Below are 15,254 nucleotides of genomic sequence, written 5' to 3'. Positions count from 1 at the left end.
TATTTAACAAATATTATTTTAATTGCCCGCTACCCAATATTTTATAGTATAATCATTTTAAGTTCGACTTTTTTAACAAATATAAAATATCATAATATAGGAGTTAATACAATGAGTTTTATTAATATATTTTTAAATGATACCAGTGTAAAGATTGATAAAAATAATACAATACTTGAAATTGCAAAATCTTTAAATATAGATATACCACATTTATGTAATTTAAAATTTAAAGACATAAATATAAATGAATGCGCTTCATGCGGAGTGTGTAAAGTTGAAACAAATTTAGGATTAGTTAACTCTTGTTCTTCTTATCCTATTGAAGATATGAGAATATACACTCATTCTAAAAAAGCAATAAACGCTCGTAAAGATGCTGTAGAAAAAATGCTTGAAACACATCCTCAAGACTGTTTATTATGCGAAAAGCATCATGATTGTACGCTACAATCTATAGCTGCTGACTTAGGTATAAGAAAATTAAATGTTAATAAACCATCTTTAAGATATGAAATAGATAACTCTAGTAAATCTATAGTTAGAGACCCTGAAAAATGTATTCTTTGTAGAAAATGTGAAGTTATGTGCAATAAAGTTCAAACAGTTGGATTATTAACTGAAATTAATAACGGCTGTAAGACTGTTATTAGTTCTGAAGAAAAATCTTTAGCAAACACATCTTGTACATATTGTGGTCAATGTGTTGCAGTCTGTCCTACTGGTGCATTAACAGAAGTTAATAATATAGGTGATGTATGGAACGCCATAGATGATAATAATAAAAAAGTCGTTGTTCAAATAGCTCCTGCAGTTAGAGTTGCTCTTGGCGAAGAGTTTGGTATGGAAATTGGTTCTATAGTTACTGGTAAAATAGCTACAGCTCTTAGAAAATTAGGATTCGATTTAGTTTTCGATACAGACTTTGCAGCTGATTTAACTATAATGGAAGAAGCAAATGAATTTTTAACTAGATTACAAGCTGGTGAAAATCTTCCTATACTTACAAGCTGTTGTCCAGCATGGGTTAAATTTATAGAACATCAAAAACCAGAACTTTTAAATCATCCTTCTTCATGTAAGTCTCCACAACAAATGTTTGGAGCAATAGCAAAATCTTATCTAGCTGAAAAAATTAATAAAAAACCTGAAGATATGTATGTTGTAGCAGTTATGCCTTGTGTAGCTAAGAAATTCGAGGCTTCTCGTGAAGAGTTATCTGTTGATAATATCCAAGATGTAGATAAAGTTATAACTACGAGAGAACTAGCTAGAATGATAAAAGAAGCTGGCATAAACTTTGATTCTTTAGCAGAAAGTGATTTTGATCATCCACTTGGAGAGTCTACAGGTGCTTCTGTAATATTTGGTACAACTGGTGGGGTTTTAGAGGCTGCACTTCGTACTGCTTATGAGTGGATAACTAAAGAAACTTTAGAAAAAGTTGAATTTAAAGAATTAAGAGGAATAAAAGGTATAAAAGAAGCTACTTTAAATATAAATGGAATGGATGTTAATGTAGCGGTTGTATGTGGATTAGGTAATGCAAGAAACGTTTTAGATCAAATAGAAGCAGGAACTTGCAAATATCATATAATAGAAGTTATGGCATGTCCAGGCGGATGTGTTGGTGGTGGTGGTCAACCATACCACAATGGAGATTTTGATATAGTTAAAAAACGTGCACAAGGTTTATATCAAATAGATAAAGATAAACCTTTACGTAAATCTCATGAAAATCCATCTATTATAAAATTATATGATGAATATTTAAAATCACCTGGAGCTCATAAGGCTCATCATATACTTCATACTCATTACGTTAAAAGAGAAAAGTAAAAAACACAATTTATATAAATAAAAAGGAAATCTCAAAACAAGTATTCATTAATGTTGCTCAAGTTAGAGATATAGTTTTTGCTCCCAAAGCTGGAAAGATGCTTTGAAGGTCGCTAAAACTGATATCTCTAACTCTAGCTTATTTAAAAAGTTGTTTTAAGATTTCCTTTTTCTGTTTTTTATAATTTTATGCTTTTCATTTCGTACTTATCTAGTTGTTCTCTTAATATGTCTTTGTCTATATTTATTTTTAGGTCATCTAAAGTTAAACCTACATCTATATCAGTTTTTATTGTTGCTAACTGTTTAGACATAAATGCATTGTCTTTTTCTGCAACTAACTTTTTCATAGGATTTCTTATTCCTAATTCATTTTTCCAATCTGTTGCTTTTAACTTTAATCCTTTTTCATCTAATCCTTCTATATCTTTATATATATCTTCTAGTGTATTATATTTTTGAAGTAGCGGTATACTTGTTGTATCTCCTAATCCTTTTATACCTGGAATGTTATCTGAAGAATCTCCAGATATAGATTTATAGTCAATTATTTGATGAGGTTTTAATTTTTTAACTTTCTTTAATAAATCAACTGTATATTCAAATGTATTGTTTGGTAAGTTACATTCTTTCAAGTTTATATCACAAGTTTTAGCTATATCAGTTGCTTTTGATGTATTCATCCATACAACTGTGTTGTGGTCAACTAATTGTAAATAATCTTCATCTTTAGTATATAGCGCAACTGGAATTTGATCTTGGAATTGCTTTGATAAACTTCCTGCAAAGTCATCAGCTTCAAATACATTGCTATAGTCTTCACTTGGAGTTGAAATTAAAACCTTAACCCCTATAGTTTCAAGCATTTCTCTTAATAAATCATATTGTTCTTTTAAAGGAACTTCTATAGGTTTTCTTGTTCCTTTGTAATCATCATATATTAACTTTCTAAAAGTCATTCTAGTAGAATCTAGGCACACTGCTAAGTGTGTAGGCTTTTGATCTTTTATCATAGATAGCATAATTTGCATAAACCCAAAAACTCCGTTTGTATATATTCCATCTTTTGTTTGAAGTATCTTATCATAAAATTGTTCTTTTTCTTCAATTGTTTTAGCAAACATTATTTGTCTTGGAAGTCTTGCAAAGTAACTTGTGCTAAGTAATGATGACCCATCTATAATAAGTAGTTTTTCTTTATTATTGTCTTTATCTATTTTTAAATATTTAACTTTTTCACTTTCTTTTATTTCAATATTTTTAGTTTCCTTAACATCTTTTATTGTATCTATTTCTTCTTTTATATTATTAGCTTTTTTATTTTTCGTTCTGAAATCTGTATTTAATCTAGATCCAACATAACTATTAAGTCTTATATGATCTCCTCTAGATAATTCAGATTCTTTGATTTTTTCGTTAGCTTCTTTTTGTTCTAATAAATCAAATAAATCCATAATTCTCTCCTCTTTTTTAATGGTCATTAATCTCAATGTATTAATTATAACATATACATTTTATTATTTTGAAATTATAGATATATTAACTATATTTACTATAGAAAAAGAAGGATATATTGCCTTTTATCAGCTCAATATACCCTTCTTTTTTATTCAGTCATTTATAATAATTCCCCATATTTTCTTATATATATTTTTTTAACTATAGTAACTAAAACCATATATGCTATTATTGTAGCTATTAACCATGCAAAGTATATCATTGGCATAGGATAAAGGTTTAATGCACTTCCAAATGGAGTATATGGTATTATTGTTCCTACAGCTATACCCATAGTTGTTAATATAAGTAGTGGAAGTGATGCTCTACTTTGAATAAATGGTAATTTTGGTGTTCTTATCATGTGAATTACCAATGTTTGAGACCATAATGATTCAACAAACCATCCTGCATTAAATAACATCATGAATAAAGTTTTGTCTACTCCCGGATCATTATATCCGCCACCTAATACAGCAGGACATATAACAAAGTACATTAATAGATATGTTGTTATATCAAATACTGAACTTGTAGGTCCTATCCATTTCATAAAGTTACCAATTGATGCTGCTTCCCACTTACGTGGTACTTTTAAGTAATCTTCATCTACATTATCCCATGGTATTGACATACAAGATATATCATATATAAGGTTTAGCATTAATAATTGAACTGGAAGCATTGGTAAAAATGGTAAGAATATACTTGATGCTAATACACTAAACATATTACCAAAGTTTGAACTTGCAGTCATTTTTATATACTTAATTATATTTGCATAAGTTTTACGACCTTCTTTTATTCCATTTTCAAGAACCATTAAATCTTTTTCAAGTAATATTATATCTGCTGACTCTTTTGCTATATCTACACCTGTATCAACTGATATACCAACATCTGATTTTCTCATAGCTGGTGCATCATTTATTCCATCTCCCATGAAGCCAACTACATGACCATTGATTCTTAACATTGATACAACTCTAGATTTTTGCTCTGGTGAAAGTTTTGCAAATACATTTGTACTTTCTACTACTTCTTTTAATTCTTCATCTGACATTACTTCAACCTGATGTCCAAGTATTATATTACTTACATCTATTCCAACTTGTTTACATACATATTTAGTTACTTGTTCATTATCTCCAGTTAATACTTTTACATCTACTCCATATTCATTTAAAGTTTTTATAGCTTCATATGAAGACTCTTTTGGAGGATCTAAAAATGCTATATATCCAACTAAAATCATATCTTTTTCATCAGCTGTTGAGAATTCTGTATGTTTTGATACGTTAGCTTTTCTAGCTACACCTATAACTCTCATACCTTTGCTGTTTAGATCTTCTACTGTTTTTAAAACTTTGTCTTTTAAGTCCTCAGTTAAATCAACTATTTCTCCTCTATACTCCACTTTACTTGAAATGTCTAACATCTCTTCTACTGCACCTTTTGTTAGTAGCTGATTATTATTATCTTCATCATTTAATACTACTGACATTTTACGTCGAGTGAAGTCAAATGGAATTTCATCAACTTTTTCATATGAACTTACAATATCAGCTAAATTCTTTTTTTCTCCATATTCAAGTATAGCTACATCTAGTAAATTTCTAAGTCCTGTTTGGAATTTACTTATTAAATATCCATGTTTTAAAACACTTAAATTTTCATTACCTTCAACATCTAAATGGCGCTCTAATATTATTTTATATTCTGTCAAAGTTCCTGTTTTATCAGTACATAATACATCTATAGCTCCGAAATTTTGAATAGAGTTTAAATTTTTAACTATAGCTTTTTTCTTAGACATTGCTACTGCACCTTTTGCAAGATTTGTAGTAACTATCATAGGTAACATTTCAGGAGTTAGCCCTACTGCAATTGATATACCAAATAAGAATGCTTCTAACCAGTCTCCATCAGTTAATCCATTTATTATGAAAATTGTTGGAGCCATTATTGCCATAAATTTGATTAAAATCATACTTACTGAATTTACACCTTTATCAAAACTTGTTTCTTCTCTTTTTTCTGTAACTATATCAGCTATATTACCTATAAAAGTGTCATCTCCTGTAACTACTACAACTGCTGTTGCTGATCCGCTTATTACATTAGTTCCCATAAAAGCTAAGTTTTCAAGTTCAAGTATAGATTGGCTCATCACAGAAACTGTTTCTAGTTCTTTTCCAAACTTTTCAACAGGTTCAGATTCTCCAGTCATTGATGCCTGGCTTATAAATAAATCCTTAGATGATAATATTCTTATATCTGCTGGAATCATATCTCCTGCAGCTAATTTTATCATGTCTCCTGGAACTAGTTCATTTATTGGAACTTCTACTTCTTTTCCACCACGTAATACTGTAGCTGTAGTTATTATCATTTCTCTTAGCTTTTTACCTGCATTACTTGATTTTCCTTCTTGAACAAACTTTAATACTCCACTTAATGTGACCATACTACCTATTATAATTACAGCTGTTAAACTTCTATCCTCTGGAGCGGCTATAACAAAGTCTGTTATAAATGATATTAGTGCAAGCACTACAAGTATTATTGTAAATGGGTTTACAAATGAATTAAATAATCTCTTATACCATGTATCATTGTTTTTATCTGTTATTTCATTTAATCCATATTCTTCTATTCTATCTTTAGCAATTTTATCACTTAGTCCATTTGAATCTGTTTGTAAAAAATCAAATAATTCTGTTTGTGATAATACCGCAGCTTTTTTTAATTTAGTTTCTGTTAAATTTCTTCTTTCCTCTTTTTTCACTTCTATTTTTTTTGTTTTCATGTTCATGATTTTCATATTATTCCCTCCTCACTATTTTGCAAGTGCATGAGAATAAATGACAAAATAAATGCCTGTTACTATATTTTTAGTAAACAGGCAGCATAAATAAAACTCTTGTACTTTATTTTTAAAGTGAAAACAAAATGAACTTACATAGTTAGTATACAAGTAAATAGCATATTACTTTTACTAACTGTTTTGTTTTCAATTTTATAATAAAAATAGAGCCAATCTGAGTCTTCTTCAAATTCTATGCCATCTGTTCTCATACACAACCTACTTTCTAAGTCCACCTTATTTTCACCTCCGTATTTTAATTTAATTCATTTTTAATTAATGCTTTTAATTTTAGCATTAAAAAATCCTCGTTTCTTTTGGTAAACGAGGATAATGAAAGCGTAATTAAAAAGTATCTTTTACATATACTTAATAATCTTCGTCCAAGCTTTAGCTTCTTAGGGCAATGTAATTGCATTAGAATACGCCTTCTCCGACGTATACTGCTAACCATCTAATAGTGTCTCCACTATTTCGCGGCAGCAACCCGTATCCCTAAGGTAACCTCACCTACCGAAACTATTTAGTTATATCTTACTTCCCTTTCATTATATTCACAACTTTTAAAATTGTCAACTCTAAAAACAAAAAAGTTCTAAGACTTTTTAGTCTTAGAACTTTTTTATTAATTACTATGCATCAAAGTCTACATGAACTTTTCCTATCGGAGTGTTTATATCTATGTAAGATAAGTTAAAGTTTTCATCCATAACATCTATCTTATATTCAAAGAATATATCGTCTTCTTTCTTAGACATAAATATGTAGCTTCCATTCTCTTTTTCTTCTATTTCATCACATATTTCTTCGTATATTTCTTCTCCGCTTACATAGCCATTATAACCTGCAGCTTTTATTTTATCTTCTATTAATTTATATATTTCTTCCATTTATTTACCTTCTTTCTATATATCTATAAAATACAGTCTACAATCAGTTTTTATATATTGTCAACTATATATACATATTTTATTTATAATACTTTTCTTTTAATCTATTTATCTCATATTCATCTCTATCGATAGCTCTTCCTACATTTCCATCTAGCATCTTCCAAGCCGTGTTATGAACTTCTTCAACTTCAACAAAGTTTCCTTTTTTCCACTCGTTTAAAGATTTTATAAAAAATTTATGAGGTCCTAATTGAGATTTATCTAATATATATATCATCTTATCTACATTCTCTGGATTCGGTTCTAAAAACCCTACCCTTTTGTTCTTTTTAGACTTTATAACTGGATTAGATATCCAATGCACCAAGCTGTATAGTTCTTCGTCCTTATACTCAAATTTTTCTGAAGATTTTGCTCTATCATACGTCTTATTTAAAATTTCTTGAATTGACCCTGAATATTCAAGACTACTACTAACATTTTCATCTAATTTCACTTTCTTATCATCTTTTAAAACATTAACCCCAACAAACAAAGCTCCAACTAAAATTAAACTCATTACCCCTATAATTATTTTCTTCCCCATTAAACCCCTCCAAACTTATATTTACATACTCCTCTATTTTAATATTTTTGTAGGATTATGTACACCCTTGCTCCCCACATCCACATCCTACCGCTTAAGAAAAAAGATAAATATAAGTTAACTAAAATGAGGTTATTCTATAAGTTTTAGCTCCTTTTAAAGCATCTTTCCAGCTTTAGGAGCAAAACTTATATAATAACCTCTTATTTTTAAAATTTATTTATCTTTATTTAGTTACCACTTACATTTATTGCTCTATTTAATCGTTCAAGTGGAAGTATCCAAATTATAAGTGCAGACAATAACCCCTCTACGCCTTGACTTGATACATTATACAAGAATGAGTATACAAATACATTCATTCCTTCTGGAGCATAATCTCCAAAGAATACACATCCTGATATTATATTCATAGATACACTAAGAACTACAGCAAATAAACAACCTAGTATAACCTTTGATTTCTTATCTTTTCCAAATGATCCTGCTAATCCAAGTAACATTGTTGGTAATATATAGTCTAGTAAAAATTGTGCTGGATGTATTATATACACGCCCTTTAATAATTTTAATACTCCATAAATAAGTCCACCAGTTATACCTACCGTATTCCCAAATAAAACTGAAAGTAACATCGTTGGCAACATTGAAAATAAAGATATTCCTCCACCTTGTGGATATTTTATAAATTCTATCATACTAAGTATATATGATATCGCACTAAACATACCTATCATAACAACTGTTTTGGTAGTGAATTTAGTATTTTTTAAACCTTTTAGATAGTATATAAAAAATCCTATACTACCTAATATTATGATTGCATTTATCATAATTCACCTCCTGTATCTATTTTTGCAAAGACTTTGTCCATTTTAAACATTCATTATATATATCATCGCACTTTAATATAGCCGATACTATTGCATATCCATCTATGTTTATACCCTTAAATGTATCTATGTTACCTAAATTTATACCACCGATTAAAACTTTAGGTATATCAAGCTTTTCATCAATTTCTTTTAGTTGATCTACTGTAACTATTGTAGCATCATTTTTAGTAGTTGTATTAAACATAGCTCCTACCCCTATATAATCTGCTCCACCATTTTTTGCAGTAGTGGCTTCCTCTATATTATGAGCTGATATTCCTATAATTTTATCTTTTCCTATTAATCTTCTCACTTCTTCTAAAGGTATATCACTTTGTCCAACATGAACACCATCTGCATCACAAAGCATAGCAATGTCTACTCTGTCATTTATTATAAATAAAGCATCATATTTTTTAGTAAGAGTTCTTAATTTATATGCTTTTTCTAAAAACTCTTTTCCATTTGCATTTTTTTCTCTTAATTGTAAAGTTGTTATCCCACCTTTTAATGCATCTTCTATACATTTATAAAAATCTCTTCCATTTAGTATTTCTGAGTCAGTCACTAAATATAATTTTAATTTTTCTTCCATTTTGTTCTCCCTTTAATTAGTTGATAATTTCAACACTTTTTGAAATCTTTTTATAGGTAATAAAACTAGTATTATACTAGAAAGTAATCCTTCAACTCCTGCGCTTGATATATTATATATACAAGAATAAAGTACTATATTCATTCCCTCTGGCGCATACTGTCCAAAATATACTACTCCTGATATTATACTTATCAATACACTTAAACTACTTGCAAATAAGCATCCTTTGAACATATCGCTTTTTTTCTCTCTTCCAAATTCTCCAGCTAATCCAAGCGCCATATTTGATAATATATAATCTAGTAAAAATTGTGCTGGATGCACTACATAAGCTCCATTTAATAGTTTTAGTAATCCAAATATCAATCCACCTGTTAGCCCTGCCTCACGACCATATAATATAGCTAGTAACATCGTAGGTAGCATCGAAAATAACGTTATACCTCCACCTTGCGGATATCTTATGAATTGTATCATATAGAGTATAAATGATATAGCACTAAACATAGCGATCATTACTATATCTTTAGTAGAAAACTTCTTTTTATTTATATCTTTTGCATACATAAATAACATTACTAAACTTATTATTATAATTACTACGCTTGACATTTTTTCTTCGCCTCTTCATATGCCATATTCCAAAAATCTAATTCATATAAACTTGATTTAACAAATATTTCTTTAAGCTTCTTTGTCTCATCTTCAGTTAAATCTTTACATAACTCGTTTGTGTATTCTAACCAATCTATTAATACATCATCAAATTCTTGATCTGCATACATCTCTATCCATTCTTTATAATAATTATTATCTAAATTATCTTTATAAGTTTCATATAAATAATGACCTATATAATTGTAACTCCAGTTACAAGGTAATGTAGCCATTACAATTTCTTTAACTCCTCCTGTTAATGAAACAGCTTGCATATAACTTGTATAGCTACTTGAAACTAGTTCATATTTACATTTTTCAGCCTCAATCGGAGGTACTCCTAATTTTTTCATATATTCAACATGTATAGCAGTTTCGTCTTCCATAGATCCCTTAGCTGCTTTATTGAAAAACTTCATTTCTTTAACTGTATCTGCTTTTATTACTCCCATTGCAAAAACTTTAGCAAATTCTTTTAAATATAAGTAATCTTGTATAAGATATCTTTTAAATTTATCTTTTGGTAAAGTTCCTTCTCCTATTTCTCTTACAAATGGATGATTTAAATAACTTCCCCATATATCTTTAACTTCTTCAAACAAGCAATCTGTAAATTTCATTAAAATACCTCCACCCTTGAAGACTCTTTTAACTTATCTTCATTTAATTTATATATATTGTCCATTAAATTTACTTTAAAGCTTCCAATTCCTATCTTATCTATATCTGCTAATTCTCCACATAAACTCATTGTAAGAACACCCATTGCTGCAGAATTTAAAATTTCATTACTAGCTCCTAAATAACTACCTATTAAACTAGCACTCATACATCCAGTGCCTGTTATTCCTTTTAGTTTAGGAGTTCCATTATGTATTTTTATAATTTTATCGCCATCAGTTACTACATCTACTTTTCCAGTAGCTACTACCACACATTCTAGTTTTTTAGCAACTTTCTTAATAATATCATCTATGTTTTCATCATCGTCAAATGAATCTACACCTTTTCCTTTTACATTAAATCCACCTATATACTTAATTTCAGCTGCATTACCTTTAATTACGTCAAACTTTACTTCGTTTAATAAAGTTTTTACTAACAAAGATCTTGAAGGTGTTGCGAAAACCCCTACTGGATCTAATATAACTGGCTTTTTATGCTTATTTGCTATTTTACCAGCATTTACAAATAATTCTCTATGAGAGGAATTCATTGTTCCAATATTTATTACTACAGAACTTGCAATAGGTATTATTTCTTCTGCTTCTTCATAAGAATAACTCATCAGTGGACTTGCACCTATAGCTAAAGTTATATTTGCACAATCATTAATTGTAACTTCGTTAGTGTAATGAAGTACTAATGGGTTAATTTCTTTAACTTTATTTAATAATTCAAACATAATTTCATCTCTCCCTTTTAAATGCTTATATCTATTTAATTGAGTCAAATTTATAAAAATGGTGTACTGGTCCTACTCCTCCACCTATATCAAAGCTATGTCTTATGGCGTTAGTTATATAGTCTTTTGCATTTGAAACAGCTTGTACTATATCAAATCCTAGTGCTAAATTTGCAGTTATTGCAGATGATAAAGTACATCCTGTTCCATGAGTGTTTTTTCTATCCAATCTTTCGCTTTTATAAATTTCAAATGTATCCTTTCCTATTAAAACGTCTACTGCATCCCCGTCTAAGTGTCCACCTTTCATTAACACATACTTAGGTCCTAGTTCTAATATTTTTTTCCCAACTAATTTCATGTCATCTACATTATCAATTTTAATCCCTGTTATTTCCTCAGCCTCTAATGTATTTGGTGTTATTATGTATGCTTTAGGTATAAGATATTTTATTAAATTATCTTTAGCCTCAGGTTTTAAAAGTGAATATCCACTTTTAGATATCATTACTGGATCTACTACTAAGTACTTTGGATTGTACTTATCTAAAGATTCAACAATCGCCTTTATTATTTCTGGGCTAGATACCATTCCTATTTTTACTGCTTTAGGTGGTATATCATCAAATACTACCTCTATTTGTTTTTGTATTATTTCTTTACTTAAATCCTCTACTAAAAATACTCCATGAGTGTTTTGAGCAGTTATAGCTGTTATTACACTCATTCCATAAGTTCCTATAGCACTAAATGTCTTTAGGTCTGCTTGTATACCTGCACCTCCTGATGAATCTGAACCTGCTATTGTAAGTGTTGGCACTTTATACTTTTCCATTAGATGTTTCCCCCTTGATTTATATATGTTTTATTTAGTATAGTTTTGAAATATAAAAAAGCTATATTCCTGTAGGAATATAGCTTTTAATTTACTATGCAAATAAATTTCATTTGTATATTTAATAAAGCTTTCCTACGCTGGCATTATCCAGATCAGGTTTAAGGGTTAATGAATAAATTCATCTCTCAGCCGTTGGGGCACCCCTAGCTATTCATTTTAGATTACAGTTTAATTATAGCTCACTAAATTTATATGTCAATAAAAATTTATTACGCTACTTCTGCAGCATCTATATTAGTTACTTCTAACTCTTTTTCACTACTTGCAACTACAAGTGTACAAGTATTGTCTCCCATAACATTTACTGTAGTTCTAAACATATCTATAATTCTTTCTACTCCCATTATAAGTCCGATACCTTCAAGTGGAAGTCCTACCGATTGAAGCACCATTGATAACATTATCATACCAACACCTGGAACTCCTGCTGTTCCAACTGATGCTAAAGTCGCTGTTAAAACTATTGTTAACATATCATTTATACCTAAATGAATTCCATAAACTTGTGCTATAAATAAAGCTGCTACGCCTTGCATTATAGCTGTTCCATCCATGTTTATAGTAGCTCCCATAGGTATTGTAAATGAACGTATACTTTTACTAACTCCCATTTCTTCCATAAGCTCTAAACTTACCGGAACAGAAGCATTACTTGATGCAGTTGAAAAAGTAACTGCAGCTACTTTTGAAAATTTACGTACAAATCCAATGAAACTAACTTTTGTAAATACTTTTAACGATCCTCCATAAACCACAACTACATGTAGTAATAGTCCTAGTAATACAACTAATATATATTTAACTAATGATCCTATTGCATCTGCTCCTACTGTAGAGAAAGTATTTGTAATAAGTGCAAATACTCCAAAAGGTGCAAACATCATTATTACACTAACCATTTTCATACAAACTTCATTTGCACACTCAAATAATTTCTTTAAAGGTTTTGCCTTTTCACCTACTAAACTTATTGATACTCCTGTAAGCATTGCAAAGAATATTATTTGTAACATTTCACCTTTTGCAAAAGCCTCTATAGGGTTTGATGGTATCATATTTAATATTATTTCTGATAGTGACTGATTTTTTGCTATTGTAGTAGATTGACTAGCTACGGTTCCTAAATCAAGTCCTGCACCTGGCTTTAGTAAAACTCCTAGAGCTAATGATATACAAATAGCTACAGCTGTTGTCATTAAATAGAATCCCATAGTTTTAAATCCAATTCTACCTAATTTCTTTATATCTTCCATAGCAGATACACCGCATACTAATGAAACAAATACTAGTGGCACTACCATCATTTTTATAGCTTTTGTGAATCCATTCCCTATTACATTTATAATTCCACCTAATAAAACTGTATCTTTAATATAACTACCTGGCATTTTGCTAAGTATTACACCAAATAACATTCCTAAAAATAATCCAATTAATATTTTACTCGTTAATCCAAGTTTCCTCATATGTGTTTCCTCCATCTCTTTATCATATTAATATTATACACCAAAAATCGACTTTTTTGTAATTTTTTAAAGTTTAAGCATATTAAAATACTTTTTAACTTAATATAATTAAGTTAGTGCAATTTTAACTTTATTATATTTTGTTTATCTTGGATATAGCTTTATATATATTCCAAAATCAGCTTAAAAAACTTAATTTTCAAACTATTACATTTTTTAACTTATTTTTATTCATATATGTACGATTATTCTTTGTGTTTTCAATAAAAAAAGACGGTACGTAAGTAACTTTACTTAGCGTACCGTCTTTTTTATGTTAACTATTTTAATATTTTTATTTCCATGTTTTGTCTTCCGAACTTAACACATTCTGCTTCACTGTTCATAAATATATCTATTCTTTTACCTTTTATAGCACTTCCACAATCTTCTGCTGTAAATACCATGTCAAACTTAGGTATATATACTTTTGTTCCATATGGTATTACCGTTGGGTCAACTGCTATAGTTCCCCATTTAGGAGTAGTTCCTGTTGAAGTTATAGTATCTCCAGCATATGCTGTTGCTTCTATAGACATTGATGTTCCATTGTTGTTATTAGATGAAGCTTCTGCTTGTGAGTTAGAAGATTCATTTGTTGTTGCATCAGATACTGTAGACGCACTCTTAACTTCTTTAACTGTATCATTAGCTTGTTGTTTAGCTTGTTTTTGTTCTTGTTCTTTAGCTTGAGATTCTGTTAAAACATAATCACCACAAACCCATCCTTCTTTTTTATCATCTAATTTAATTCTATACCAATTATTTTGTTCTTCTAAAAGTTTAATTTCTGTATTTTTATCTAATGTATCTAATTTATCATGTTCTGTAGCTGGCCCTTTTCTTACATTTAATTTGCTAGCAGTTACAGTTCCATTTTCTTTATCAGTATAATCTCCACTTACCCATCCTTCGTTCCCATCAGTAAGCTTAATCTTATTCCATCCATTATTTGTTTCTAATATTTCAACTACCATACCTCTGTCTAATGATCCTACTCTTTGTTCTTCTATTGATGGACCTTTTCTTACATTTAACTTCTCTGCTTTAACTACTTCTCTTTCTGCTGCATATATATTACTTGTAGATGTATAAAGTCCTCCTACAACTAATCCTAATGCTAATATTAATGATGATTTCCTCGCTCTTTTATTCATACTCATAGTATCCCTCCAGTTAATTTAAATAAATAAAAAATTATATATTATTGACCATTATGTCTTGTAAAATTCGTATTTTATGAATTTGTTACTTTTCTGTAACTTTTAATTAATGATAATATATTTTTGGGCCTTTGTAAACACATTTTCTATAATTACCAGAAAAAGGGTTACAAATTAGTTACAAATTTAGTAGCAATTTAATGTTTCATACCTCTAAGGATGAGTGTATAAATATCCATATATTAATATGGAGGTATTAAATATGATAAGTTTTTGCTCAATGTGTTCTGGTGTTAGCGAGGATGAGTTAAAAAGAGCTTTATTAGAAGTTGATATAAAAGAAGATTGTATATGTGAATGTGGATCAGAATTTACAGCTTATGTAGATACTGAATTAATAACAGCAAAAGATAAAGAAGACCTTATAGCTCAGACTCTAGAAATATTAAATAAATAACAAAAAAATGAGTGA

The 15,254-nt window shown here is 29.2% G+C and carries 14 protein-coding genes and 2 riboswitches; of the genes, 2 read left to right on the top strand and 12 right to left on the bottom strand.

Annotated elements, in window-relative coordinates:
* Nucleotides 1-111: 111 nt before the first annotated feature.
* Entirely contained in the window at nucleotides 112-1,839 is a 1,728-nt protein-coding gene (locus tag GFJ41_RS00605; RefSeq protein ID WP_170074355.1) for an NADH-dependent [FeFe] hydrogenase, group A6, read from the top strand.
* Nucleotides 1,840-2,018: 179 nt separating this feature from the next.
* On the opposite strand, the gene GFJ41_RS00600 is transcribed toward GFJ41_RS00605, so the two are convergent.
* The 12 genes from GFJ41_RS00600 to GFJ41_RS00545 form a co-directional block, all read right to left on the bottom strand.
* On the bottom strand, nucleotides 2,019-3,293 hold the full coding sequence (locus tag GFJ41_RS00600; RefSeq protein WP_170074354.1) for a 5'-3' exonuclease: 1,275 nt from the start codon (nucleotides 3,291-3,293) through the stop codon (nucleotides 2,019-2,021).
* A 164-nt stretch (nucleotides 3,294-3,457) separates the two neighbouring features.
* Nucleotides 3,458-6,151 carry a magnesium-translocating P-type ATPase gene (gene mgtA / locus GFJ41_RS00595; protein WP_170074868.1) on the bottom strand — a complete coding sequence of 898 codons (2,694 nt, stop codon included), beginning with the start codon at nucleotides 6,149-6,151 and terminating at the stop codon, nucleotides 3,458-3,460.
* Between the two features lie 419 nt (nucleotides 6,152-6,570).
* Nucleotides 6,571-6,727: riboswitch (M-box (ykoK) riboswitch) on the bottom strand.
* A gap of 107 nt (nucleotides 6,728-6,834) precedes the next feature.
* The gene (locus tag GFJ41_RS00590; RefSeq protein ID WP_025162785.1) at nucleotides 6,835-7,092 is read right to left on the bottom strand and encodes a hypothetical protein; all 258 of its coding nucleotides are present in this window, start codon (nucleotides 7,090-7,092) and stop codon (nucleotides 6,835-6,837) included.
* Between the two features lie 79 nt (nucleotides 7,093-7,171).
* Complete coding sequence (locus GFJ41_RS00585; RefSeq protein ID WP_035113966.1) at nucleotides 7,172-7,681, bottom strand: DUF6241 domain-containing protein; 510 nt, start codon at nucleotides 7,679-7,681, stop codon at nucleotides 7,172-7,174.
* Between the two features lie 230 nt (nucleotides 7,682-7,911).
* Nucleotides 7,912-8,514: an energy-coupled thiamine transporter ThiT gene (gene thiT, locus GFJ41_RS00580; protein WP_025162787.1), complete on the bottom strand. Its 603-nt coding sequence runs from the start codon at nucleotides 8,512-8,514 to the stop codon at nucleotides 7,912-7,914.
* A 16-nt stretch (nucleotides 8,515-8,530) separates the two neighbouring features.
* Nucleotides 8,531-9,151: a thiamine phosphate synthase gene (gene thiE, locus GFJ41_RS00575; protein ID WP_035113969.1), complete on the bottom strand. Its 621-nt coding sequence runs from the start codon at nucleotides 9,149-9,151 to the stop codon at nucleotides 8,531-8,533.
* Between the two features lie 12 nt (nucleotides 9,152-9,163).
* Nucleotides 9,164-9,766: an energy-coupled thiamine transporter ThiT gene (thiT, locus tag GFJ41_RS00570; protein WP_035113972.1), complete on the bottom strand. Its 603-nt coding sequence runs from the start codon at nucleotides 9,764-9,766 to the stop codon at nucleotides 9,164-9,166.
* Nucleotides 9,754-10,431 (bottom strand): thiaminase II, encoded by a 678-nt coding sequence (gene tenA / locus GFJ41_RS00565; protein WP_035113976.1) that lies wholly within the window; start codon nucleotides 10,429-10,431, stop codon nucleotides 9,754-9,756. Before tenA ends, thiT (GFJ41_RS00570) begins: the two co-directional genes overlap by 13 nt.
* Nucleotides 10,431-11,216 carry a hydroxyethylthiazole kinase gene (thiM, locus tag GFJ41_RS00560; protein WP_170074353.1) on the bottom strand — a complete coding sequence of 262 codons (786 nt, stop codon included), beginning with the start codon at nucleotides 11,214-11,216 and terminating at the stop codon, nucleotides 10,431-10,433. Before thiM ends, tenA begins: the two co-directional genes overlap by 1 nt.
* 31 nt (nucleotides 11,217-11,247) lie before the next feature.
* Nucleotides 11,248-12,051 (bottom strand): bifunctional hydroxymethylpyrimidine kinase/phosphomethylpyrimidine kinase, encoded by an 804-nt coding sequence (thiD, locus tag GFJ41_RS00555; protein WP_170074352.1) that lies wholly within the window; start codon nucleotides 12,049-12,051, stop codon nucleotides 11,248-11,250.
* Nucleotides 12,052-12,166: 115 nt separating this feature from the next.
* A riboswitch (TPP riboswitch) is annotated at nucleotides 12,167-12,269 on the bottom strand.
* Nucleotides 12,270-12,323: 54 nt separating this feature from the next.
* Nucleotides 12,324-13,580 carry a dicarboxylate/amino acid:cation symporter gene (locus GFJ41_RS00550; RefSeq protein WP_025162792.1) on the bottom strand — a complete coding sequence of 419 codons (1,257 nt, stop codon included), beginning with the start codon at nucleotides 13,578-13,580 and terminating at the stop codon, nucleotides 12,324-12,326.
* Nucleotides 13,581-13,900: 320 nt separating this feature from the next.
* Complete coding sequence (locus GFJ41_RS00545; protein WP_052169038.1) at nucleotides 13,901-14,782, bottom strand: SH3 domain-containing protein; 882 nt, start codon at nucleotides 14,780-14,782, stop codon at nucleotides 13,901-13,903.
* A gap of 262 nt (nucleotides 14,783-15,044) precedes the next feature.
* Here GFJ41_RS00545 and GFJ41_RS00540 point away from each other — a divergent pair, with 262 nt between their 5' ends.
* Complete coding sequence (locus GFJ41_RS00540) at nucleotides 15,045-15,239, top strand: hypothetical protein (RefSeq protein ID WP_021430869.1); 195 nt, start codon at nucleotides 15,045-15,047, stop codon at nucleotides 15,237-15,239.
* The last annotated feature ends 15 nt before the right edge of the window (nucleotides 15,240-15,254 follow it).

Origin of the sequence: Paraclostridium dentum (assembly GCF_012922555.1) — a bacterium.
In the GTDB taxonomy this organism is placed as follows: domain Bacteria; phylum Bacillota; class Clostridia; order Peptostreptococcales; family Peptostreptococcaceae; genus Paraclostridium; species Paraclostridium dentum.
Note: the sequence above shows the minus strand (reverse complement) of the source record. Positions and strands in the feature narration are given on the sequence as shown.